The 21668-nt window shown below is 74.0% G+C and carries 19 protein-coding genes; 11 read left to right on the top strand and 8 right to left on the bottom strand.

The window, feature by feature from the left end:
- Positions 1–2: 2 nt before the first annotated feature.
- The 4 genes from J4709_RS31440 to J4709_RS31425 form a co-directional block, all read right to left on the bottom strand.
- A complete protein-coding gene (locus tag J4709_RS31440; RefSeq protein WP_208246061.1) occupies positions 3–1610 on the bottom strand; it encodes a N,N-dimethylformamidase beta subunit family domain-containing protein in 1608 nt (535 codons plus the stop codon).
- Between the two features lie 9 nt (positions 1611–1619).
- Positions 1620–3071, bottom strand: a complete 1452-nt coding sequence (locus J4709_RS31435) for an APC family permease (RefSeq protein ID WP_208246059.1) — start codon at positions 3069–3071, stop codon at positions 1620–1622.
- 111 nt (positions 3072–3182) lie between these two features.
- Positions 3183–4730, bottom strand: a complete 1548-nt coding sequence (locus J4709_RS31430) for a PucR family transcriptional regulator (protein WP_208246057.1) — start codon at positions 4728–4730, stop codon at positions 3183–3185.
- Between the two features lie 43 nt (positions 4731–4773).
- Positions 4774–5310: a cysteine hydrolase family protein gene (locus J4709_RS31425; protein WP_208246055.1), complete on the bottom strand. Its 537-nt coding sequence runs from the start codon at positions 5308–5310 to the stop codon at positions 4774–4776.
- Between the two features lie 173 nt (positions 5311–5483).
- Between J4709_RS31425 and J4709_RS31420 the strand changes: the two genes are divergently transcribed.
- Both J4709_RS31420 and mftR read left to right on the top strand, forming a co-directional pair.
- The gene (locus J4709_RS31420; RefSeq protein WP_208246053.1) at positions 5484–7352 is read left to right on the top strand and encodes a bifunctional metallophosphatase/5'-nucleotidase; all 1869 of its coding nucleotides are present in this window, start codon (positions 5484–5486) and stop codon (positions 7350–7352) included.
- 35 nt (positions 7353–7387) lie between these two features.
- On the top strand, positions 7388–8029 hold the full coding sequence (gene mftR / locus J4709_RS31415; RefSeq protein WP_246342853.1) for a mycofactocin system transcriptional regulator MftR: 642 nt from the start codon (positions 7388–7390) through the stop codon (positions 8027–8029).
- A gap of 28 nt (positions 8030–8057) precedes the next feature.
- Here mftR and mftG read toward each other — a convergent pair whose 3' ends face one another.
- Positions 8058–9590, bottom strand: coding sequence for a mycofactocin dehydrogenase MftG (gene mftG / locus J4709_RS31410; protein WP_208246051.1), 1533 nt, complete (start codon positions 9588–9590; stop codon positions 8058–8060).
- Between the two features lie 138 nt (positions 9591–9728).
- Between mftG and mftA the strand changes: the two genes are divergently transcribed.
- From mftA to mftF, 6 genes are read left to right on the top strand one after another with little or no spacing between them, the layout of a single operon-like run.
- Positions 9729–9851 carry a mycofactocin precursor MftA gene (gene mftA, locus J4709_RS31405; protein ID WP_208246049.1) on the top strand — a complete coding sequence of 41 codons (123 nt, stop codon included), beginning with the start codon at positions 9729–9731 and terminating at the stop codon, positions 9849–9851.
- Between the two features lie 10 nt (positions 9852–9861).
- Positions 9862–10149, top strand: a complete 288-nt coding sequence (gene mftB, locus J4709_RS31400; RefSeq protein WP_208246047.1) for a mycofactocin biosynthesis chaperone MftB — start codon at positions 9862–9864, stop codon at positions 10147–10149.
- The gene (mftC, locus tag J4709_RS31395) at positions 10146–11387 is read left to right on the top strand and encodes a mycofactocin radical SAM maturase (protein ID WP_208246046.1); all 1242 of its coding nucleotides are present in this window, start codon (positions 10146–10148) and stop codon (positions 11385–11387) included. The genes mftB and mftC overlap by 4 nt, the downstream gene beginning before the upstream one ends.
- 35 nt (positions 11388–11422) lie before the next feature.
- Entirely contained in the window at positions 11423–12616 is a 1194-nt protein-coding gene (mftD, locus tag J4709_RS31390) for a pre-mycofactocin synthase MftD (protein WP_208246044.1), read from the top strand.
- 1 nt (position 12617) lies between these two features.
- Entirely contained in the window at positions 12618–13355 is a 738-nt protein-coding gene (gene mftE, locus J4709_RS31385) for a mycofactocin biosynthesis peptidyl-dipeptidase MftE (protein ID WP_307801694.1), read from the top strand.
- Complete coding sequence (mftF, locus tag J4709_RS31380) at positions 13352–14854, top strand: mycofactocin biosynthesis glycosyltransferase MftF (protein WP_208246042.1); 1503 nt, start codon at positions 13352–13354, stop codon at positions 14852–14854. Before mftE ends, mftF begins: the two co-directional genes overlap by 4 nt.
- Positions 14855–14863: 9 nt before the next feature.
- Here mftF and J4709_RS31375 read toward each other — a convergent pair whose 3' ends face one another.
- On the bottom strand, positions 14864–15685 hold the full coding sequence (locus J4709_RS31375) for a mycofactocin-coupled SDR family oxidoreductase (RefSeq protein WP_232384305.1): 822 nt from the start codon (positions 15683–15685) through the stop codon (positions 14864–14866).
- A 511-nt stretch (positions 15686–16196) separates the two neighbouring features.
- Here J4709_RS31375 and J4709_RS31370 point away from each other — a divergent pair.
- Positions 16197–18509: an ATP-binding protein gene (locus J4709_RS31370; protein WP_307801693.1), complete on the top strand. Its 2313-nt coding sequence runs from the start codon at positions 16197–16199 to the stop codon at positions 18507–18509.
- Positions 18510–18644: 135 nt separating this feature from the next.
- Positions 18645–20105 (top strand): sugar porter family MFS transporter, encoded by a 1461-nt coding sequence (locus tag J4709_RS31365; RefSeq protein WP_307801691.1) that lies wholly within the window; start codon positions 18645–18647, stop codon positions 20103–20105.
- Positions 20106–20114: 9 nt separating this feature from the next.
- Here the strand turns inward: J4709_RS31365 and J4709_RS31360 are convergent, their stop codons facing one another.
- The gene (locus J4709_RS31360) at positions 20115–20696 is read right to left on the bottom strand and encodes an N-acetylmuramoyl-L-alanine amidase (protein ID WP_208246039.1); all 582 of its coding nucleotides are present in this window, start codon (positions 20694–20696) and stop codon (positions 20115–20117) included.
- A gap of 149 nt (positions 20697–20845) precedes the next feature.
- Here J4709_RS31360 and J4709_RS31355 point away from each other — a divergent pair, with 149 nt between their 5' ends.
- Positions 20846–21364 carry a DUF1269 domain-containing protein gene (locus J4709_RS31355; RefSeq protein ID WP_208246037.1) on the top strand — a complete coding sequence of 173 codons (519 nt, stop codon included), beginning with the start codon at positions 20846–20848 and terminating at the stop codon, positions 21362–21364.
- Positions 21365–21411: 47 nt separating this feature from the next.
- Here the strand turns inward: J4709_RS31355 and J4709_RS31350 are convergent, their stop codons facing one another.
- Positions 21412–21666 carry a hypothetical protein gene (locus J4709_RS31350; protein WP_208246035.1) on the bottom strand — a complete coding sequence of 85 codons (255 nt, stop codon included), beginning with the start codon at positions 21664–21666 and terminating at the stop codon, positions 21412–21414.
- Positions 21667–21668 lie beyond the last annotated feature (2 nt).

The raw sequence follows: 21668 nt of genomic DNA, 5'->3' as shown, positions 1-21668 counted from the left end.
GGTCAGCGGGCGTCCCGGGACCCGGGCGCGAGGCGGCGCAGGACGTTGTGGGTGATCCGCTCGGTGAACGGGTCGCGGGCGATGAGCCCGCTGACCCACTCGCAGGTTCCGGCGTTGAAGACGGTGCCGCCGCGCTCGAAGACACCGATCATCGCCGCGCCGTACCGGGCGTCGCGCCGGAACTCGGGCGGGTCCCCGTCGTAGAGGGCGCCGATGAGGCCGATGGCCTCGCCTTCGGGCGCGCCGAGCGGGACCCGGCCGCCCCAGCGGTCGATCTCGCCGACGACGGCGGGCGCCATGGCCAGGATCTCCAGGTTCGCCGGCGCGCCGTCCTCGTGCGTCGGGTACGGCAGTCCCTTGCGGAACGTGTAGTCGACGCCGTCCACCTCGAACGACACGATGCACGCGTCGCCGCCGAACACGTCCCCGTAGTAGAGGTCGGTGCCCTCGAACGCCCAGTGGTCCGGACGGTAGACGGTGTACCCGCCGCTGGAGCGCGGCGTGGTCGAGCCGTAGCGGGCGTAGGCGCCGCCGAGACCGGTCAGGCCCATCGTCGCGGCGCCCGGGCGGCCGATGCCCGGCGCGTCCCAGGCGGTGGTGTCCCGGGACGGGGCGGCCGCGGCGACCGGGTCCGCGCCAGGGGCCTTGTGGCAGATCTGGGTGGCGCCGCCGTCCTCGAACCGCACCTGCCAGATGTAGTTGGCGCCGAACCGGGCGAGGTTACCGCCGCCGTCGACGAACGCGTCGGCGGCGTCGCGCATCTCGGCCGTCCAGTACTCGTCGTGGCCGACGATGACGAGGCTCTCGTAGCCGTCGAGGAGTTCGGGGCGGTAGTGCAGGTCGTGCTGGGTGAGGTAGTCCAGCCGGTAGCCGTTGCGCTCCGCCCAGCCCGCGAACGGCCGCTCGTAGGTCGCCCAGAGGGCGTCGGCATGGTGGCGGGAGTAGCCGTTGGCGTAGGCCCATTCGTAGGCAGGGTGGCGCGGCTCCCACCCGATCGGCGGAACGTCGGTGTGCCGGTTGCGGGCGGCCCCTTCGGGCTTGCGCAGCATTCCCCGCGCGATCGGACGCAGCGCGGACTGCCGAGGCGTCGGAACGTCGACATACGGGTCGTCACCGAGTCCGCGATAGGCGTTCGCACCGCCCCAGTCGTTGTAGGCGAGCATCGTGCTGGTGGTGAGGACCAGGGCAGCTGCGGCACGCTCCCCCGCCTTCGCCCGGACGACGAAGAAGTGCTCGCGCTCGTGCCGGCGCCCGTGCTCGTCGTCGATGCCGACGATGACGAGGTAGAACCCGGACGGCCAGTCCGCCCCCACCGGCACCGTGAACGCGACGGGCCAGCCGCAGCCGGTGGCGTACGCGTCGTCGGGCGTGGGGTGCGCCGCACCGGGCAGGCCCGTCCGGCGGAAGTACGTTCGCGGCGCGGCACCGTCCCTGACCACCTCGACGTCGTAGACGTCGGCGGTGGTGTGGACGTGCACGGCCACCTCGTCCCCCGGGTCGTAGCCGAAGCGGTCGGTGTAGCACCAGATCTCACCGACGGCGGGATCGTTGCGGGGCCGTTCTGGCTCCCAGCCGGGGATGGACCAGGCGTAGCGGGGCGGGAGTGTCATGGCGTCCTCTCAGGAGGCGAACGGGTCGGTGGAGCCGACGCGGGCGTAGACGTCGGGCCGGGCGGACCGCAGCCACAGCGCCCGGACGCACCCGGCGGCGAACGCGACCGGCAGCGGGAGCATGATCAGGGTGTTGCCGGTGGCGCCCATGCCGGTGAGCACCGGCAGCTTCGTCAGCAGCAGGACCAGGACGGCGCCCAGCACCAGCACGGACGCGCCCGGCGCGACCAGCCGCTGCCACGGCGACTCGCCCGCGCGGCGGCGGCCGAGGTACCCCACGACCGCGGCGGACGTCATGATCTGCAGCGCCAGGACGCCGACGAGCGTCGGCGTGTTCGTCCACACGACGACCTGCCGGTAGGGGTCGAGGCCGGACAGCCCGAACCCGGCGAGCGCCACGACGACGATCGACGTCTGCAGCACGCACGCGACGCTCGGCGTCCCGGTCGACGCGCCGACCCGGCGCAGCGCGGCGGGCAGCAGCCCCTCGCGGCCCTGCGCGAACAGGTACCGGCCGCACGCGTTCTGCAGGGCCAGCACGCCGGCGAGGTAGCTGGTCACCATCAGCACCTCCATGACCTTGGTCATGGCGCCGCCGACGTAGGCGTCGTCGAGCCGGTACACCAGCGTCGACGGGTCCCCCGAGAGCGCCGCGGCGAGCGCGTTCGGGCCGATCGCCATGTAGAGCGTCCAGCTGATGAAGGTGTAGAAGACCGCGAGGAACGCGACGGCGATGTAGGTGGCCCGGGCGACGGTGCGGCGCGGGTCGCGGGTCTCCTCGCTGTAGATGGCGGTCTGCTCGAACCCGATGTAGACGACCAGCGGGATGACGAGCATCGCGCCGAGGCCGGAGGTGAACACCCGGTCCGGCGCGAAACTCCCGGCCGACAGCCCCTCGTGGCCGCCCCGGAGAAGGACGGCGGCGGCGAGCACGAGCAGGACGCCGATCTCCCCCGTGAGCAGCACCGCCATGACCTTCGCGCCGATGTCGACCCGCCGGTACGCCATGGCGCCGACCAGCAGCGACAGCGCGACCGCCGCCACCGCCCACGGGACGTGCACGCCGAAGAGGTCCTCGATCGTCGTGGACGCGAACAGGCCCGCGGCGGCGGCGAAGCCGATCTGCCCGAGGGCGTACGCGGCGTAGGCGAGCACGGCGGCGCCGGCGCCGGGCGTCCGCCCGAGCCCCCGGGTGATGTAGGCGTAGAAGGCGCCGCTGCCGGACACGTGCCGGCTCATCGCGGCGAACCCGACGGTGAACAGCAGGTAGATCAGGCCCGCGAGCAGGTAGCCGGACGGGGTGGCCGCGCCGCCGTACACGAACGCGAGCGGCCCGAACCCGGCCATCACAGTGAGCGGCGCGGCGGCCGCGACGACGAAGAACACCAGGTCCCGGGTGCCGACGGCGCCGGATCTGAGTCCGGCGGACGGGGCGTCCGGACCGGGCGGGGCGACTGTCATGGGGGTCTCCTTCGGCGAGTTGGAGACACGCTAAAGCCGCAGGTCGGCGCGGTGCCCCTGCCGATCGGGCGGGTCCGGCGGGCCGTTTTCGCCCGATCGGAGGGTCGCCCGCTAGGCCCCCGGCCGCGGCTCGGGGCCGGCGGCGCCGTCGGCCGCCTCGCGGGCCGCCAGCGCCATCCACACATCGCCCAGCTCCCGCGCGGCCAGCCGCTTGCCGGTGAGGCGCTCCACCCGCTGGAGGCGTTCGCGCAGCGTGTGCCGGTGGATGCCCAGCCGGTCGGCGGCGCGCTCGTAGGAGCAGTCCGCCTCGATCCAGGCCCACAGCGTCCTGATCAGCTCGTCGCCGCGGCCCTTGGGGAGGCGGTCGATCGGGCCGAGGATCGCGTCGGCGTACGCGCGCAGCACCGCCGGCGGCCCGAGCCCGAGCAGCATCTGGAAGTTCGGGCGCGCCAGCGCGTCGTAGACGCCGGGGCCGCTGCGCCGTTCGAGCGCCAGCACCTGCCGGGCCTGCCGCAGGCTCAGCTCCAGCCCGTCCGGCCCCACCGGGCCGCCCATCCCGGCCGCGAGCCCCGGCAGCTCCGCCGCGAGGCGCTCCGCCAGCGCGTCCTCCTCGGGCATGATCGCGACGAGTCCGGACGCGTCGGCGGCGGCCGCGGCGCCGGGGAACGCCTCCGCGAACGACTCCAGCCGGGCCGCCGCGTCCGGGACGTCCGGCAGGTCCGGCACGACGACCACGCGGACGCGGCCGCCGCCGAGGCCCAGCGACGCCAGCACCCCCGCCGCCGCGTCCGGGGCGTGCCGTCCCGCCAGAAGCTCGCAGACCAGCCCCGCGCGGCGCCTCCGCTCGGCGCCGGCGAGCGCCTCCCGGTGCTCCAGCTCGATCGACATCAGCGAGACCGCCGAGCCGATCAGCATCCGCTGGAACGCGCCGAGCTCAGCGCCCGCGCCGCAGACCAGCACGCCGCGCAGCCGCCCGGCGCCGAGCGGCTGGAAGAGGACGTCGTCGCCGCCGTCGGTCCGGCGGGCCGACGCGTGCGGGCCCTTGCGGACGACCCGGGCGAGGTCGGCTTCGAGCGCGCCGAGCCGTCCGGCCGCGTCCTGCGGGACGGCCGCGAGGGGGCGGCCGGTCCGGTCCGTCACCACCACCCACAGGCCGGCCTCGGCGGCGAGGCCGCGCGCGATCGCCAGGACGCCGCCGGGCCGGACGGCCGCGCCGGTCAGCACGCGCTGCGCCCGCAGCGCGTGCTCGACGTCGCCGTAGCGCAGCTCGGCCAGCCGGCGGTACACCGCGTCGGTGACGGCGATGAACGGCGTCTCCTCGGGGACCTCCAGCAGCGGCAGCCCGAGCTCTTCGGCCGGCTCGGCCCACTCGGCGGGCGCGCGCCGGTACGCCAGCGTCGAGCCGAGCCCGAGCGCCACGGCGGCGACCCCGGCGCCGGCGAGCCGCCGCAGGAACGCGGCGGGGCCGCCCGCCTCGCCGGCGCGCATGCCGGTCGTCATGAGCAGCTCCCCGCCGCGCAGCCAGGGCGTCGGGTCGGGGAGCTCGGCGACGTGCGCGGACCGGATCCGGCGGCCGAGCCCCGCGCGGCCGGCCACCACCGCCAGCCGCAGCCCGGCGGCGGCCGCGATGTCGTCCACGGTCAGCCCGGAATCGCTCATTCTCCATGCGTAGCAGACGGTCCGCCGCCGGCGCTCCCGCGGTTCAGAGGCACTGGGCGGCGGGGACGATCTTGGCGCGCATGTTGAGGTCCATCATGCGCAGCGCGGCGTAGCCGAGGTCGGGGTGGATGTGGGCGACCGCGTCCCGCACCACCTTGATCTTGAAATGCCGGACGTAGGCGTCCAGCGCGCTGTAGAGGACGCACTGCTCGGTCACCTGGCCGGCGAGGATGATCTCCTCCACGCCCTCGCGGGAGAGCAGGTACTCCAGCGGCGTCCCGTAGAAGGCGCTGTGCCGGACCTTGGCCAGGAAGTCGCAGTCGTCCGGCGGGAGGATCGGCTCGACCAGGTCGGGGCGCTCGCCGTCCAGCGCGCGGCGGACCAGGTCCCGGCGGTCGGCGGTGAAGTCGCCGTGGTTGTCGTTGACGTACAGGACGCGCACGTCGCCGCGCTCGCGGGCGCGCTCCAGCAGCCGCCGCAGCGGTTCGATGATCCGCTCCACGCTCGCGGTGAGCAGGCCCGCGTCCTGGTGGCCGTAGGGGTTCAGCATGTCGACGACGATCAGCGCACTGGTGCTCACGGCCGGTGCCTGCCCGGCCTGGGCCGTCGCACACCTGGTCCGGGCGGCGCGGCGCAAGGACGGGGTCTGCCAAGGTTGGGCCGCCAGGATCGGGGATTCTCACCGGCTCCCGACCGGCGCCGCGGGCTTATGGTGACGGGTCGTCTCCCTTGGCACCCTCGGAAGGACGTGTGATGGACGAACCGCAGGGCCCGGCGCCGCGCTGGTGTTCGTGTCGAGTGCCGGACGAGCCGGCCGGCGGCCATGAGGGCCATCGGCACGGCCTCAGCCGCCGGCAGGCCCTCGGCGGGCTGACCGCCGCCGGCGCGCTGGCCCTCGCGGGATGGCCCGGGTCGGCGGAGGCCGTGACGCCCGGCAGGCGGCCCGGACGCGACGTGACGATCACCGTCATGGGCACGTCCGACATCCACAGCCACGCCCTGGACTGGGATTACTACAAGGATGCGGCGTACAGCGACAGCGCCGGGAACGTGGTCGGGCTGGCGCGGGTGTCGAGCCTGGTGAAGCAGATCCGCCGGCAGCGCGGGCGCGGTCACACGCTGCTCTTCGACGCCGGGGACACCATCCAAGGCACCCCGCTGGGCTTCTACTACGCGACCGTGGAGCCCATCACCAAGACGGGCCAGACGCACCCTATGGCGACGCAGATGAACGCCATCGGATTCGACGCCGTGGCGCTCGGCAACCACGAGTTCAACTACGGGCTGCCGTTCCTGAACAAATGGATCAGCCAGATGGACGCGCCGGTGCTGGCCGCTAACGCGGTGCACGCGGGAACGGACCGTCCGGCGTTCCGCCCCTACGTCATCAAGCGGATGCACGTGCCGGGGCATCCGCCGATCAGGGTCGGGCTGCTGGGCCTGACGAATCCTGGCGTCGCGATCTGGGACAAGGCGAACGTGTCCGGGAAGCTCGATTTCCTCGACCTGGTCGAGACCGCCAAGAAATGGGTTCCGATCGTGCGGGCGCAGGGCGTCGACGTCATGGTCGTCAGCGCGCACGCGGGCGACAGCGGACTGTCGTCCTACACGGGCGACATTCCGGTGGAGAACGCGTCGGCGATGGTCGCCCAGCAGGTCCCGGGCATCGACGCGATCCTGTTCGGGCACGCGCACATCGACGTCCCCGAGCGGTTCGTCACGAACGAGACCACCGGCGAGCCGGTGGTGATGAGCGAGCCGAAGTGCTGGGGCGAGCGGCTGTCGGTGTTCGACCTCACGCTGCGGCGCGAGCGGGGCCGGTGGAAGGTCGTCGGGAAGTCCGCGACGACGGTGAACACGAACACCGTCGAGGAGGACCCGGCGCTCGTCGGGCTGGTGAAGAAGCAGCACGACGCGGTGGTCGCCTACGTGAACCAGGTCGTGGCGACGTCCACCGAGGAGATGTCGGCGGCGGAGTCGTGCTGGAAGGACACCGCGATCCTCGACTACGTCAACGCGGTGCAGACCGCGAAGGTCACCGAGGCCGTGGCGGGAACCGAGTACGCGACCCTTCCGGTGGTTTCGATCGCGGCGCCGTTCAGCCGCCTCGCGACCTTTCCCGCCGGGAAGGTCACCATCAAGGACATCGCCGGGCTCTACATCTACGACAACACCCTTCTCGGCAGCGTCCTGACGGGTGCGCAGATCAAGGACTACCTCGAATACTCGGCGCGGTACTACAAGCAGGTCGCCGCGTCCGACCCGGTCGATCCGGCGTCGTGGACGAACGCCCACGACCTTCCCGACTACAACTACGACCAGTTCTCCGGGGTGACGTACGACATCGACATCGCCCAGGCGGAAGGGTCGCGGATCCGCAATCTGGCCTTCAACGGAACGGCGGTCGCGGACGACCAGAAGTTCGTCGTCGCGGTGAACAACTACCGCCAGTCCGGCGGCGGCGGCTTCCCGCACATCACGACGGCCCCGGTCGTCTACAACGCCCAGCTCGCGATCCGGGAGGCGATCGTGGCGTACGCGTCCGCGGCGGGGACGATCGACCCGAAGTCGTTTCACGTGGAGAACTGGAGGCTGGTCCGGAACGGCACGCCGGTCTTCTAGGTGCGGACCCGTGCGGGCCGTGGGACCCTGGTGGCGTGACCTCGGAAGGCGGGACGGCCGGCCGCCAGCGGGCCATGGGCAGGCCGCGCGCGACCTCGCCGGCCGTCCTGGAGCGGCTGGCGTTCGAGCTGTTCGCGCGCAAGGGGTTCGACGCGACGACCGTCGACGACATCGCGGCGGCGGCCGGCATCGCGCGGCGCACGTTCTTCCGCTACTTCTCCTCGAAGAACGACCTGGTGTGGGGCGACTTCGAGGGGCAGCTGCGGAGGCTGCGCGCGCTGCTCGACGAGGCGGACCCGCACGCCCCGATGATGGACGCGGTGCGCCGCGCCGTGGTCGAGTTCAACCGGTTCGACCCGCAGGACGTGCCGTGGCACCGGCAGCGCATGCAGCTGATCCTCGGGGTGCCGACCCTGCAGGCGGACGCGACGCTGCGGTACGCGTCCTGGCGGTCGGTGATCACCGCGTTCGTCGCCGGGCGCACCGGCGCGCCGGCGTCGGCGCTGGTGCCGCGGCTCGCGGGCAACGTCGTGCTGTCCGCGTGCGTCTCCGCGTACGAGTTCTGGCTGGCGTCCGGTGAGGACACGGTGCTGGCCGACGTGCTGGACGAGGCGCTGCGGCAGGTGAGCGCGGGCCTGTCGGCGGTACCGGACGGCGCCGGCTCGGTGTCGGCGTAGCCCTGGAATCGGCGTGACGCGAGCGGCATCAGCCGCCGGCGCGGACCGCTCGGGCGATCACCTCGCCGATGAGGACGGCCGTCGCGGCGGGCCCGCGCAGCGGCGCGTCCGGCAGGATCGAGGTGTCGGCGACGCGCAGCCCGGTCAGGCCGTGGACGCGGCCGTGGCCGTCGACGGCGCCGCCCATCGGGACGGTTCCGCAGGTGTGCTGGGACGTGCCGAGCCGGGCGAGGATCCACGCGTCGAGCAGGGCGTCGTCGTCCAGGGGACGGGGCGCGGGTTCGACCGGGCCGCCGGAGATATCCCCGAGTGCTTCGACGACGGCGCCCGCCGCCCGCACCGCCTCGCGCATCCGGCGCCGGTCGTCCTCGGTGTCCAGGTAGCCATAGGTGATCCGCGGTGGGACGTCGGGGTCGGCGGAGACGGTGCGGAGCGTCCCGCCGCGCCGGGGCGTCAGCACCGACACGAGGAAGGGCAGCGGCGCGCCGGGGACCGACGCCGTCCCGCCGACCAGGCCCATCACCGGCACGAGGGACTGGAGGATCTCCAGGTCGCCCGCCGCGGCGCCGCCGGACGAGGGCAGATGGAGGGCGCCGCCGAGCCAGGTACCGGACGGCGCGGGCAGCGGCCGCCGCGGCGTCCATTCCACGGTGACCTGCGGATGGTCGCTGAGCGCGGCACCGACGGCGGGCAGGTCGTGCACGACGGGGACGCCGTGCGCGGCGAGGTCGTCGGCGGGGCCGATGCCGGACAGGTGCAGCAGGTGCGGTGAGGAGAGCGAGCCCGCGCACAGGACGACCTGCCCCGCGTCCAGCACCGTCCGCCGACCGCCGCGTTCGAGGACCACCCCGGTCGCCCTGCCGCGGCTGACGACGACCGACCGCGCGACGCAGTCGCCGAGGACGGTGAGGTTGGGCCGGCGGGCCGCCTCGCCGAGCAGGTAGGCGATCCCGGTGTTGATCCGGCGGCCGTCCACCGTGTTCGACGGCACGGGGCCGAACCCGGGCGCGGCCTGGGCGTTCTTGTCGGGGTCGTCCGGGTGCCCGAGGGAGCGGGCGGCGGCCTGGAACGCGGCGGCGGCGGGATGGCCCAGGTCGGTGCGGCGGACCGGGACCGGGCCGTCGCCGCCGTGCAGCGCGGTGGCGCCGAGGTCGAGGTCGGTCTCCAGCGCGCGCATGAGCGGCAGGACCCGGTCGTAGGACCACAGGTCGCCGTGGACGGACCAGCGGTCGAAGTCCTCGCGCCGCGCCCTGATGAAGTAGCCGCCGTTGACGGTGGTCGAGCCGCCGAGGAACCGTCCGCGCGCCGCCGCGTAGGGCAGGCCGGGCGCGAGGCGGGCCGGGAACGTCCGGACGGCGGGGTTGCCCGGCTGCGCGCCGGGGACGAGCCGCGCGTCCAGCAGCCCGCCGGGGAAGTCCGAAAGTTCGGACGGCACAGGCCCGGCCTCGGCCAGCAGCACCTCGCAGCCGGGGTCCTCGCTGAGCCGGGCCGCCAGGACGGCGCCGCTGCCGCCCGCCCCCACCACGAGTACGTCGGGCCGGCGCGGGGACAGGGTGCTCACCCGGGATTCCGGCGGATCATGGAGCGGAACCTTCCTTTATGGCACTCGATGCATTTAGTATCCGTCCAGGACCGATGGTACGAGCCGCGCCGCACGCCGGAACGGCCGGGCCGTCGCACGCCGCACGAAGGAGGACCCATGGAGAACACCGCTCCGCAGAACCAGGCCGCCGAGCAGGCCGACGACCGCGCCCAGGACATCGACGTCGCCGAGTCGCTGATCGAGGAGGTCTCGATCGACGGCATGTGCGGCGTCTACTAGGCCGTCCGCCATGACTCGGCCCGTGCCGGACCTCGACCTCGACCGCGCCTGGGACCTGCACCCGCAGGTCTCGGTGCGGCCCGAGCCCTTCGGCGCGCTCCTCTACCACTTCGGGACGCGCAAGCTGTCGTTCCTGAAGGACCGCCGGCTCCTGGAGGTCGTGCGGTCCCTCGGGGAGGCGCCCACCGCCAGGGAGGCGTGCAGCCGGGCCGGCGTGCCCGCGGCGGACCTGCCGAGGTTCGGCGCGGCGCTCGGCGCCCTCGCCGGCTCCTCCATGCTCGTGGAAAGGACCCCATGACCCTCGCTCCGCAGAACCCCGCGCAGCGGTCCGGGACGCGGCTGGTCGACCTGTTCGAGTACGGGCTCGACGCGCCGATCTGCCTGACCTGGGAGCTCACCTACGCCTGCAACCTGTCGTGCGCGCACTGCCTGTCCAGCTCCGGGCGGCGCGACCCGCGCGAGCTGAGCACCGAGGAGTGCAAGGCCGTCATCGACGAGCTGGAGGCCATGCAGGTCTTCTACGTCAACATCGGCGGCGGGGAGCCGACCGTCCGGCCGGACTTCTGGGAGCTGCTGGACTACGCCACCGCGCACCACGTGGGCGTGAAGTTCTCCACCAACGGCGTCCGGATCACCCCGGAGGTCGCCGAGCGGCTCGCCGCCAACGACTACGTCGACGTGCAGATCTCGCTGGACGGCGCGACGCCCGAGGTCAACGACGCGGTCCGCGGCCCCGGCTCCTACGACACCGCGATCCGCGCGATGCGGAACCTGCGCGACGCGGGGATGAAGAACTTCAAGCTGTCGGTGGTGTGCACGCGGCACAACATCCCGCAGATGGACGCGTTCAAGGCGATCGCCGACGAGTACGGCGCGCAGCTGCGGCTGACGCGGCTGCGCCCGTCCGGCCGCGGCGCGGACGTGTGGGACGAGCTGCACCCGCGCCAGGAGCAGCAGCGCGAGCTGTACGACTGGCTGGTCGCGCACGGCGACAGCGTGCTGACCGGCGACTCGTTCTTCCACCTGTCCGCCTACGGCAAGGCGCTGCCCGGCCTGAACCTGTGCGGCGCGGGGCGCGTCGTCTGCCTGATCGACCCGGTCGGCGACGTGTTCGCCTGCCCGTTCGCGATCCACGACGAGTTCCTCGCGGGCAACATCCGGCAGCCGGGCGGGTTCGCCCGCGTGTGGCGCGAGTCGGACCTGTTCCGGAACCTGCGCGAGCCGCAGACCGGCGGGGCGTGCGCGTCCTGCGGGTTCTACGACACGTGCAAGGGCGGCTGCATGGCCGCCAAGTTCTTCACCGGCCTGCCGCTGGACGGCCCGGACCCCGAGTGCGTGCAGGGGCACGGCGAGACGCTGCTGGCGCGGCGTCCCGAGGACCGGGCGGGGATCCCGAAGCCGTCCGCCGACCACTCGCACCGCACCTCGCCGCCGCGCCGCCGCCCGGTGCCGGTCACGCTGATGACCAGCCGCCCGGAGCGTCCGCCGGTGAGCGCCTGCGAGGAGAACCCGCTGGCCGGGCTGCGGCTGACCTAGCCGCCGCCCCGCCCACCCATCCTGGAGACATCGAGATGTTCAAGAACCCGTGGTTCGAGACCGTGGCCGAGGCGCAGCGCCGGGCCAAGCGGCGGCTGCCGCACATGGTCTACGGGGCGCTGGTCGCGGGCTCGGAGCGCGGCCGGACGATCGACGCCAACACCAAGGCGTTCGGCGACCTCGGCTTCGCGCCGCGCGTCGTCGGGCACAAGGCGGAGCGCGACCTGTCCACCACCGTGATGGGCGTGGAGACCTCCATGCCGGTGCTCATCTCCCCCACCGGCGTGCAGGCCGTGCACCCCGACGGGGAGGTGGCGGTGGCGCGGGCCGCCGCGAACCGGGGCGTGATCATGGGGCTCAGCTCGTTCGCGAGCAAGCCCGTGGAGGAGGTCGCGGAGGCCAACCCGAACGTCTTCTTCCAGATGTACTGGAGCGGCGACCGGGACGCGATGATCCAGCGCCTCGACCGCGCGAAGAAGGCGGGCGCGAAGGCGCTGATCGCCACGCTGGACTGGTCGTTCTCCAACGGCCGGGACTGGGGCAGCCCCATGATCCCGGAGAAGATCGACTTCAAGACGGCGGCGAAGCTCGCGCCGGGCGTGCTGCCGCACCCGGGCTGGCTGTGGAAGTTCGCCAAGGAGGGCCGGATCCCGGACCTCACCACCCCGAACCTGAAGCCGCCGAACGGCCCCGCGCCGACGTTCTTCGGCGCGTACGGCGAGTGGATGCAGACGCCGCCTCCCACCTGGGAGGACGTCGCGTGGCTGCGCGAGGAGTGGGGCGGCCCGTTCCTGCTCAAGGGCGTCACCCGCGTCGACGACGCCAAGCGCGCGGTGGACGCCGGGGTGACCGCGCTGTCGGTGTCCAACCACGGCGGCAACAACCTCGACACGACGCCCGCCACGATCCGGGTGCTGCCGTCGATCGCCGAGGCGGTCGGCGACCAGATCGAGGTGCTCCTGGACGGCGGCGTGCGGCGCGGCGGCGACGTCGCCAAGGCCCTCGCGCTCGGCGCGCGCGCCGTGCTGATCGGCCGCGCCTACCTGTGGGGCCTGGCCGCGAACGGGCAGGCGGGGGTGGAGAACGTCCTCGACATCATGCGCGGCGGCCTCGACTCCGCCGTGCTCGGGCTCGGCCACTCCTCCGCCGGCGAGCTGAACCCGGACGACCTGGTCGTCCCGCCCGGCTTCGCGCTGACGCTCGGCGGCGGCGGCGGTTCTGCGGGCTGACGTGGCCGGTTCCCTTGACCTGGCGGGGGCCGCCTGGACGGACGTCCGGGCGGCCCCGCTCGTCCTGGTGCCGGTCGGCTCGTGCGAGCAGCACGGGCCGCACCTGCCGCTGTCCACCGACACGGTGATCGCCGAAGCCGTCGCCGCGCGCGCGGCGGACGCCCTGCGGCCGGACGCGCGCGGGCAGGTGCTCGTCGCGCCGCCGATCGCGTTCGGGGCGAGCGGCGAGCACGCCGACTTCCCCGGCACGGTCTCGATCGGGCACGAGGCGCTGACCTCGGTGCTCGTGGAGACCGTGCGGTCGCTCGCCCTGTGGGCGGGACGGGTCGTCTTCGTCAACGGGCACGGCGGCAACGTCCCCACCCTCGACGCCGCCGCCGGCCGGATGCGGATCGAGGGGCACGACGCCGGCTGGGTCGGCTGCGGCGTCCCCGGCGGCGACGCGCACGCCGGCTTCACCGAGACGTCCGTGATGCTGCACTTGGCCCCTGACCTGGTGCGGCCGTTCGACGCCGTCACCGGGGACACCCGCCCGCTCGCCGCGATCATGCCGGAGCTGGTCGCGGGCGGCGTCCGCGCCGTCTCGCCGTCCGGCGTGCTCGGCGACCCCGCCGGGGCGTCCGCCGAGCGGGGCCGCGAGATCGTCGCGGCGATGGTGGCGTCGGTCGTCCGCCGGATCGGCGGCGGGCGCGCGGACGAGCGCGGCCGGCTCCTCGACCCGGCGGCTCCCCGGCCATGAGCGCGCCGAAGAACCGGTTCCGGCTACCCGACGGCCTGCCGATCGCGCTGGCCCGCGACACCTCGCTCTGGTCGGGCGGGCGCGTCGCCACCGGCGGCGCGCCCTGGAAGGTGGTGCGGCTCGCGGACGCGGCGCGCCCGCACCTGGCGGCACTGCGCCGGGCCGGCCGGGCGGGCCTCGCCGACCCCTCGCCGCTCGGCCGGGCGCTGGCCCGCAGGCTCCTCGACCTCGGCATGGCCGACCCGCTCCCGGCGCCGCGCCCCGGCCCGCACGACGTGACGGTCGTGATCCCCGCCTACGAGCGGGCCGACGAGCTGGAACGGTCGCTGGCCGCCGTCGGCGACGTGCCGGTGATCGTCGTGGACGACGCCTCACCCGCCCCCGGGCCGCTGCGGCGGGTCGCGGAGAAGTACGGCGCGCGGCTCGTCCGGCACTCCCGCAACCGGGGCCCGGCGGCGGCGCGCAACACCGGACTGCGCCTGGTGGAGACCCCGTTCGCCGCGTTCGTGGACTCCGACTGCCGCCCGATGGACGGCTGGCTCGACGTCCTCGTCCCGCACTTCGACGACCCGCGCGTCGCCGCCGTCGCCCCCCGGATCGTCCCGCTGTCGGCGGACACCGGGCTGCTGGCGCGCTACGAGACCGCGCGCTCGGCACTGGACATGGGGGTGCGTCCCGCGCTGGTCCGCCCCGGCGGCCGGCTCGGGTTCGTGCCGACCGCGACGCTGCTCGTGCGGGTAGCGGCCGTGCCGGACGGCCCGTTCGACGAGGACCTGCGGCTCGGCGAGGACGTCGACTTCGTCTGGCGGCTCGGCGACCAGGGGTGGAACGTCCGGTACGAGCCCGCCGCGCGGGTCGCGCACACGCCGCGGCTGCACCCGGCGACCTGGGCGAAGCGGCGGCACGAGTACGGCACGTCCGCCGCCGACCTGGCGCGGCGGCATCCCGGCAGGCTCGCGCCGGCCCGCCCGTCGGCGTGGAACCTCGCCGTGCTCGCGCTGCTGGCGCGGGGACGTCCGGGCGCGGCCGCCGGCGTCGCGGCGGTGACGGCGGCGCTGCTGGCGAGGCGGCTGTCGCGGCTGCCGGCCGACTGGAGCCTGGCCGCCGCGATCGTCGGCAAGGGCGTCGCCGCCGACGCCGCCGCGATCGGGCACGCGCTGCGCCGCGAGTGGTGGCCGCTCGGCCTGCTCACGCTCGCCGCCTCGCGCCGCAGCAGGGTCGCCCGCGCGGCGGCCGCGGCGATGCTCGCGCCGATCGCGCTGGAATGGGCGCGACAGCGGCCCGCCATCGACCCCGTCAGCTACACGGTCCTGCGGCTCGCCGAGGACGTCGCCTACGGGTCCGGGGTGACGGCGGCGTCCGCCCGCGCGCGCTCGGCCGCTCCCCTGCTCCCGGAGGTCCGGCTCCCCGAGTCGTTCCCGTCCGTCCGCGACCGGGCGCGCAAGGCCGCCGCGCGGTGGATCGCGGCCGTCCGCCCGGCCGGCCGCGATCTCCGCTGACGCCTTCTATCAGCGGTTGAGCGCGCCGAGGTCGACGGGCAGCTGGGCGCCGGTGATGTACTTGCCCTCGTCGGAGGCCAGGAACGCGACGATGTTCGCGATGTCCTCCGGCTCGACCATCTCGTAGGGCAGCGTCGGCATGTAGATGGGCCCGAGCATCGGGGACTGCTCCAGCAGCTCGGTCATCTTCCCGGCGGTCATGCCGGTCCGGACCCCGTGCGGATGGACGGTGTTGACCCGGATGTCGTGCTCGCCCAGCTCGTTCGCCAGCACCTTCGCCAGGCCCACGACGCCGTGCTTGGACGAGGCGTAGTGCGCGAGGAACGGCAGCCCCTTGAGCCCGGCCACGGAGCTGGTGATGATGATCGACCCGCCCTGGCCCTGCTCGATGAGCGTCGGGACGGTGGCCTTGACCGTCTTCCACACCCCCGTGAGGTTGGTGTCGATGACGTCCTGCCACTGCTGCTCTTCGAGCTCCCAGGTGCGGCCGTAGTTCACGATCCCCGCGTTGGCCACCACGACGTCCAGCCGGCCGAGCTCGGCGACGCCGTCCTGGACGGCCGACTGGAGCGCGGCGAGGTCGCGCACGTCCGCCTTGCGGGTCACCACGCGGCGCCCCTGCGCCTCCACCAGCTTGGCGGTCTCGTCCAGGTCGGACTGGGCGGCGGGCTCGTAGGGGACGTAGGAGCTGGCCGACCCGACGAGGTCGACCGCGATGACGTCGGCGCCCTCGGAGGCCAGCCGGACGGCCTCCGCGCGCCCCTGCCCGCGCGCCGCGCCGGTGATGAAAGCGACCTTGCCTGTCAAACGCATGCCTGCCGAACGCGCCATGGCTTCTTCCTCCACATGGGTCAGACCCGGCGACGCAGGGGTGGAAGGCCATTTCGGGCGGACAACGGCTGCGCTGCCATCGGGCCGATAAGCGGTCCACGCCATAGTGGCACTGAGTGCCAAAAGGGGCAAGAGGTCACTTATGCCATGGCGCGGTCACCCCGCGTAACCAGCGGGAACGGTGCTCGCGCGCGTCCTGGAGCCCGCCACCGCCACCGGCGCCGACAGCACGGTGACGATGGCGGGGATCAGGTCCCGGCGGCCGGGGGGTTCCCCCCGGATCCCCGGCCGCCGGGCAGGCGGACCGCGCGGGAGCGCCGCGCTCCCCGTCACCGGAACGGCCCGTGCCCCCTGCGGCCGGTGCCCATCCTGGCGGAGCGCCCGGCGTCCGCCATCGGTAGATGAACCGATCTCCCCTACCGATTCGAGGTCGCCTTCCGTAGCGCCGCGACTACACTCCAAGAGTCCCTCTGGTCGCCGGAAGCCCGGCGGGAACTGACTCGGAGACGGCGTGGCGCTGAATGTGACGCTGGAACGGCAGACGGGAAGACTCCCCGCGGAATTCACCAGCTTCGTCGGACGCGAGACGGAGCTCGACCAGGTCCGGCGGCTGATCGACGGGCACCGCCTCGTCACGCTGACCGGGCCCGGCGGGGTCGGCAAGACCAGGCTCGCGGTCCGCACCGCGGCCCGCGCGCGCGACGCCTTCGACGGCGGCGTCTACTTCGTCGCGCTGTCCGGCCTCACCGAGCCGTCGCTGCTGGCGCAGGCCGTCTGCGACGCCCTCGGCCTCGTCGAGCAGGGCGGCGAGCCCGCCGCGTCCCGGCTGGCCGACCACCTCGCCGACCGGCGGGTGCTGCTCGTCCTCGACACCTGCGAGCACCTGCTCGACGAGTGCGCGGCGCTGGCCGAGGCGCTGCTGCAGAGCGCGCCCGGGCTGCGCGTGCTGGTGACCAGCCGCCAGCCGCTCGACGTGCTGGGCGAGCAGACCATCGCGGTCGCGCCGCTCGGCCGCCCGGGCCCCGGCCGCGCCGGCGCCTCGGGCGGCGAGGAGTGCGACTCGGTGAAGCTGTTCACCGAGCGCGCGGCCGCGGCCGTCCAGGGCTGGACGCTCCACCACGGCAACCGCGACGCGGTCGTCCGGCTCTGCGACCGGCTCGACGGGATCCCCCTCGCGATCGAGCTCGCCGCGGTGCAGCTGCGCACGTTCTCCGCCGACCAGGTGCTCAGCCGGCTCGGCAGCCGGCTGTTCCAGGCCCGCGGGATGCGCACGAGCGTGCCGCGGCACCAGACGCTGCGCGCCGCGATCGACTGGAGCCACGCGCTCTGCTCGCCCGGCGAGCGGCTGCTGTGGGCGCGGCTGTCGGTGTTCGCCGGCGACTTCGAGCTCGACGCCGCCGAGCACGTCTGCTCCGCCGACGACCTGCCCGCCGAGCACGTCGTCGAGCTGCTCACCGGGCTGGTGGACAAGTCGATCGTGCAGCGCGCCGACCGCGGCGGCCAGGTGCGGTACCGGATGCTCGACAGCCTGCGCGAGTACGGCGTCGAGCGGCTCGCCGCGCAGGGCGGGGAGGCGCTGCTGCGGCGGCGCTGCTTCGACTGGTACGCCGGGCGGCTGCGGACCGCCCGCGGCGAGCTCGCGGGCGCCGGGCAGGCCGGCTGGCTCACCTGGTTCGGCTGCGAGCGCGCCAACATCCGCGCGCTGCTCGGCCACGTCATGGCGACCGCGGAGACCGCGACGATCCGGGACGCGATGGAGGCGCTCGGCCGGCTGTGGATGCTGCACGGCATGGCGGGCGAGTGCCGGCACTGGATGGACCGGCTGCTGGAGGTCCGCGACACCACCGGCGAGGGCTGGTCGGGGTTCCTCGGCGTCGCGGCGCTGACGATGACGCTGCAGGACGACCTCGCCGCGGCCGGGGCGCTGCTCGACCGGGCGCTGGCGCAGGCACGGGCCGAGGGCGACCCGGACACCGCGGGCATGGTCGTCGCCTGCCAGGGCGTCGCGGCGCTGTTCGCGGGCGACGTCGACCTCGCGCTGCGGCTGCTCGGCGCCGCCGACGAGGTGAGCGCGGAGGTCGCCGGCGCCGACGTGCTGTTCCTGCTCGTCGAGGTGTTCCGCGGCGTGGCGTACCTGTTCAAGGGCGACTACCCGGCGGCCGTCGCGCACGCCGGGCAGGGCGCGCGGACGGGCGAGGAGCACGGCGAGCTGTGGGTGCGCTCCTACGGCATGCTCGTGTGCGGGCTCGCGCTGTGGCTCGCCGGCGACCTGGCCGCGTCGATCGAGCGGCTCCGCCGGTCGCTGCGGATCAAGCGCGACCTCGGCGACGAGCTCGGCATGACGCTCGGGCTGGAGGCGGTCGCCGGGTGCCTGTGCAGCGGCGGCGAGTACGTCCGCGCCGTCCGGCTGCTCGGCGCCGCCGACCGGATGCGCGAGTCCACCCAGACCGCGTGGTTCGGCCCGCACCACGCGATGCTCCGGGAGATCCACACCGGCCGGGCCGCGGAGGCCCTCGGCGAGCGGCGCTACCGCGCGGCGTTCGAGGAGGGCGGGCGGCTCGCGCCGGCGCAGGCCATCCGGGACGCGCTCGGCGAGGCCCCCGCCCCGGACGGCGCCGAGGACGCGCCCGGCGCGTGCCCGCTCACCGAGCGGGAGCTGCAGGTCGCGGCGCTGGTGGCGGAGGGCCTGTCCAACCGCGACATCGCCGAGCGGCTGACGGTCGCCAAGCGCACCGCCGACTCGCACGTCGAGCACATCCTGTCCAAGCTCGGCTTCTCCTCCCGCGCCCAGATCGCCGTCTGGATCACCGAGCGGCCCGCCTGACCGGCGCCTGGAGCGCGCCCCCCGGAACCCGGACGGTGCGTGTGTCCGCAATCACGGAGGGTAGGGCCGGGTCAGCAGCGGCGGCGCCGATCGGGGAGGCAGCGGGGATGACGACGTTCCGAGCGGCCGCGCGCGGTGGACCGGGCGCGGCCGGGCGGCGGGCCTGACGTGCAGGGCTTCTCCAGCGCGACGGTCTACGAGGGGCCGCTGGCCGAGGTGCCGCCGGACGGGCTGCGCAAGATCTGGCTCTGGGCCGTCCTGATCGCGGTCGGCGGGTTCCTGTTCGGGTTCGACACCGGGGTGATCTCCGGGGCCCTGCTGTACATCAAGACCGACTTCGGGCTGAACTCGTTCGAGCAGTCCAGCGTGGTCAGCGTCCTGGTGCTCGGCGCGATGGTCGGGGCGATGGGGTCGGGGCGGATCGCCGACCGGATCGGGCGCCGGCGGATCCTCGGCCTGGAGGGGCTCGTCTTCCTGGTCGGCACGGTGATCGCCGTGCTGTCCACCGGCTACGCGATGCTGGTGCTCGGGCGGCTCGTCCTCGGCCTCGCGGTCGGCGGCGCGTCGGCGACCGTGCCGGTGTACCTCTCCGAGATCTCCCCGAAGGAGATCCGGGGCCGCACGCTGACCCTCAACCAGCTGCTGATCACGATCGGCATCCTCGTCGCCTACCTGACCAACCTCGCGTTCTCGGGAGCCGGCGACTGGCGGGCCATGATCGGGATCGGCGCGGTGCCCGCGGCGGTGATCGTCGCGGCGTCGCTGTGGGTGCTGCCGGAGTCGGCCGCCTGGCTGGCCGCGCGCGGGGACCGTGACGAGGCGCGCCGGCTGGTCGCCTCCGTCACCAACGAGGCCACCGCCGACCGGCTCCTCGACCGCTACGACCGCGGCCGGGCGCGGGAGGGCGACGGCGGCGGCGCGGCCGGCTGGCGGACGCTGCTGGCCGCCGACGTGCGGCCCGCGCTGGTCGTCGGGCTGGCGCTCGCGGCCGTGCAGCAGTTCGGCGGCATCAACACGATCATCTACTACGCCCCGACGATCATCGAGGAGACCGGGCTGACCGCGTCCAACTCGATCGTCTACTCCATCGCCATCGGCGTCATCAACCTGGTGATGACGCTGATCGCGATCCGCGTCATCGACCGGTCGGGGCGCCGCCCGCTGCTGCTGTTCTCGCTCGGCGCGATGACGGTGATGATGGCGCTGCTCGGGCTGTCGTTCGTCGCGGACTGGTCGTCCGGGCTGTCGCTGGTGTGCATGGTGCTCTACATCGCCGGCTACGCGGTCGGCACCGGGCCGGTGTTCTGGACGCTGATCGGGGAGATCTTCCCGCCGCGCGCCCGCGCCGCCGGGTCCAGCGCGTCCACCGCGGTGAACTGGCTGGCGAACTTCGTGGTCAGCCTGATCTTCCTGCCGATCGCGAAGGTGATCGGGCAGGGCGAGACGTTCTGGATCTTCGCGGTGATCGCCGGGATCGGCTGGGTCTTCGTGAGCCGCTTCGTCCCGGAGACCAAGGAGCGCGACTTCACCGAGGTCGACGCGGACCTGCGGTCCCGGTTCGGGCGGCCCGCCCCCGCCTCCGCCGACCCGGACTAGCCGGACCGGTCAGGCGGGGGACGGGCCGGGCATCCGCTCCCACCGGCGCAGGACGTCGTCCCAGGGAAAGTGCGGACCGGGGTCGATGCGGCGCCGCACCGGCACGTCCGGGTCGTCGGACGCGGGGATCGTCTCCTGGTCCAGGTCGCTGTGCCGCACCAGGTGGGCGAGCGCGGGATGGGTCTCCTTGAGGACGGTCAGCAACCCGATGAGCGCGGCCGTCTGCTCCGGCGGGAAATCCTCGTCCGGCTCCTGCGACCGCGAATGGAAATGGTCCGGATGGCGGCCCGTATTGACCAGCTCGATGCCGATCGACGGGGTGTTGTGGCCGGCGGCGTGGGCGGCGACCCGGTCGAGCGGCACGAACCGGTGGCAGCCGCCGTCGCGGTCGACGTAGAGGTGGCCGCACACCCCGGTGCCGTCCCCGGTCCCGGTGGCGCTGCGCTCGGCGTAGTCCCACGCCTCGTCCAGCGTCGGGATCTCCGTCGCGTGCAGGACGACGGTCGTGATGGACTCCGGGGCCCGCCGCTTCAGCGACTCCCACCAGGAGACGAGCCGGTCGTCCACGGGCGGGCCTGCGGGCGCGTTCATGATCCCCATGCTAGCCGCGGCGAACGGCAGGAAAGGCTTCTATGCCATGGGGTTGCCATTATTTGGCGATATGCCTGAAATGATGGCAACTCACGCATATCGGAGCGCCAGCGGGAATTCCTCCTGGCGCCGGAGCATCGGGGGATGCCGTGAGCGATCTGATCGCCGTCGCCTACCCGGACGTCGACACCGCGGTGACGGTGCGCGACCGCCTGATCGACATGCAACGCCGGAAACTGATCACGCTCGGCGACGCCGCGGTGGTGGAGAAGCGCCCCGACGGCAAGATCAAGCTGCACCAGATCCACAGCACCACGCGGTCGGGCGCCATCTGGGGCGGCGTCTGGGGCGGCCTGCTCGGCATGCTGTTCTTCGCGCCGCTGGTCGGCGCCGCCGTCGGCGCGGCGGCCGGGGCCGCGGGCGGCTCCATGACCGACGTCGGCGTGGACGACTCCTTCATGCGGGACGTCGGCGAGAAGCTCCGTCCCGGCGGCGCGGTCCTGTTCCTGCTGGTCATCTCCGTCACGCCGGACCGCGTCATCCCGCAGATCGCCGAGTACGGCGGCGAGGTGATGCAGACGTCGCTGAGCAACGAGGCCGAGGCGAACCTCCGCGAGGCCCTCAAGGCGGCGCAGCACGCACAGCCCGCCGGAGCGTCCACCCACTGACCACCGCGCCCCTGGGGCCGGCCCGCTGCCGGGGCCGCCCCAGGGCGTTACTCCTCGCCGTTGTCGTCGGGCTCGGGTTCGGGTTCGGGTTCGGCCAGCCGCGCACTCAGCCGATGCGACACACGAACGTCGCGGTACGTGACGTTCACTTCCGCGGGACGGGGCAGATTCTCCCGCTCCGTCCGGGCGCCCGACTCCCCTTCCGGGGCCGCGCCCGCCTGCTCCTCGACGTCCGGCTTCTCGCGGAAGACGACCTCGTCCGCCTCGACGGAGGCGCCGATCTCCACATCCGGTTCCCGCATCG

Source organism: Actinomadura violacea (assembly GCF_017573465.1).
GTDB classification, from domain to species: Bacteria; Actinomycetota; Actinomycetes; order Streptosporangiales; family Streptosporangiaceae; genus Spirillospora; species Spirillospora violacea.
This window is presented reverse-complemented; position numbering and strand designations above follow the sequence as displayed.

Coding starts and splice junctions, on each gene's coding strand:
- J4709_RS31440 (WP_208246061.1), bottom strand. CDS start 1,610: ATGACACTCCCGCCCCGCTACGCCTGGTCCATCCCCGGCTGGGAGCCA.
- mftD (WP_208246044.1), top strand. CDS start 11,423: ATGTTCAAGAACCCGTGGTTCGAGACCGTGGCCGAGGCGCAGCGCCGG.
- mftC (WP_208246046.1), top strand. CDS start 10,146: ATGACCCTCGCTCCGCAGAACCCCGCGCAGCGGTCCGGGACGCGGCTG.
- J4709_RS31435 (WP_208246059.1), bottom strand. CDS start 3,071: ATGACAGTCGCCCCGCCCGGTCCGGACGCCCCGTCCGCCGGACTCAGA.
- J4709_RS31430 (WP_208246057.1), bottom strand. CDS start 4,730: ATGAGCGATTCCGGGCTGACCGTGGACGACATCGCGGCCGCCGCCGGG.
- mftA (WP_208246049.1), top strand. CDS start 9,729: ATGGAGAACACCGCTCCGCAGAACCAGGCCGCCGAGCAGGCCGACGAC.
- J4709_RS31350 (WP_208246035.1), bottom strand. CDS start 21,666: ATGCGGGAACCGGATGTGGAGATCGGCGCCTCCGTCGAGGCGGACGAG.
- J4709_RS31420 (WP_208246053.1), top strand. CDS start 5,484: ATGGACGAACCGCAGGGCCCGGCGCCGCGCTGGTGTTCGTGTCGAGTG.
- mftB (WP_208246047.1), top strand. CDS start 9,862: ATGACTCGGCCCGTGCCGGACCTCGACCTCGACCGCGCCTGGGACCTG.
- mftF (WP_208246042.1), top strand. CDS start 13,352: ATGAGCGCGCCGAAGAACCGGTTCCGGCTACCCGACGGCCTGCCGATC.
- J4709_RS31375 (WP_232384305.1), bottom strand. CDS start 15,685: ATGGCGCGTTCGGCAGGCATGCGTTTGACAGGCAAGGTCGCTTTCATC.
- J4709_RS31360 (WP_208246039.1), bottom strand. CDS start 20,696: ATGAACGCGCCCGCAGGCCCGCCCGTGGACGACCGGCTCGTCTCCTGG.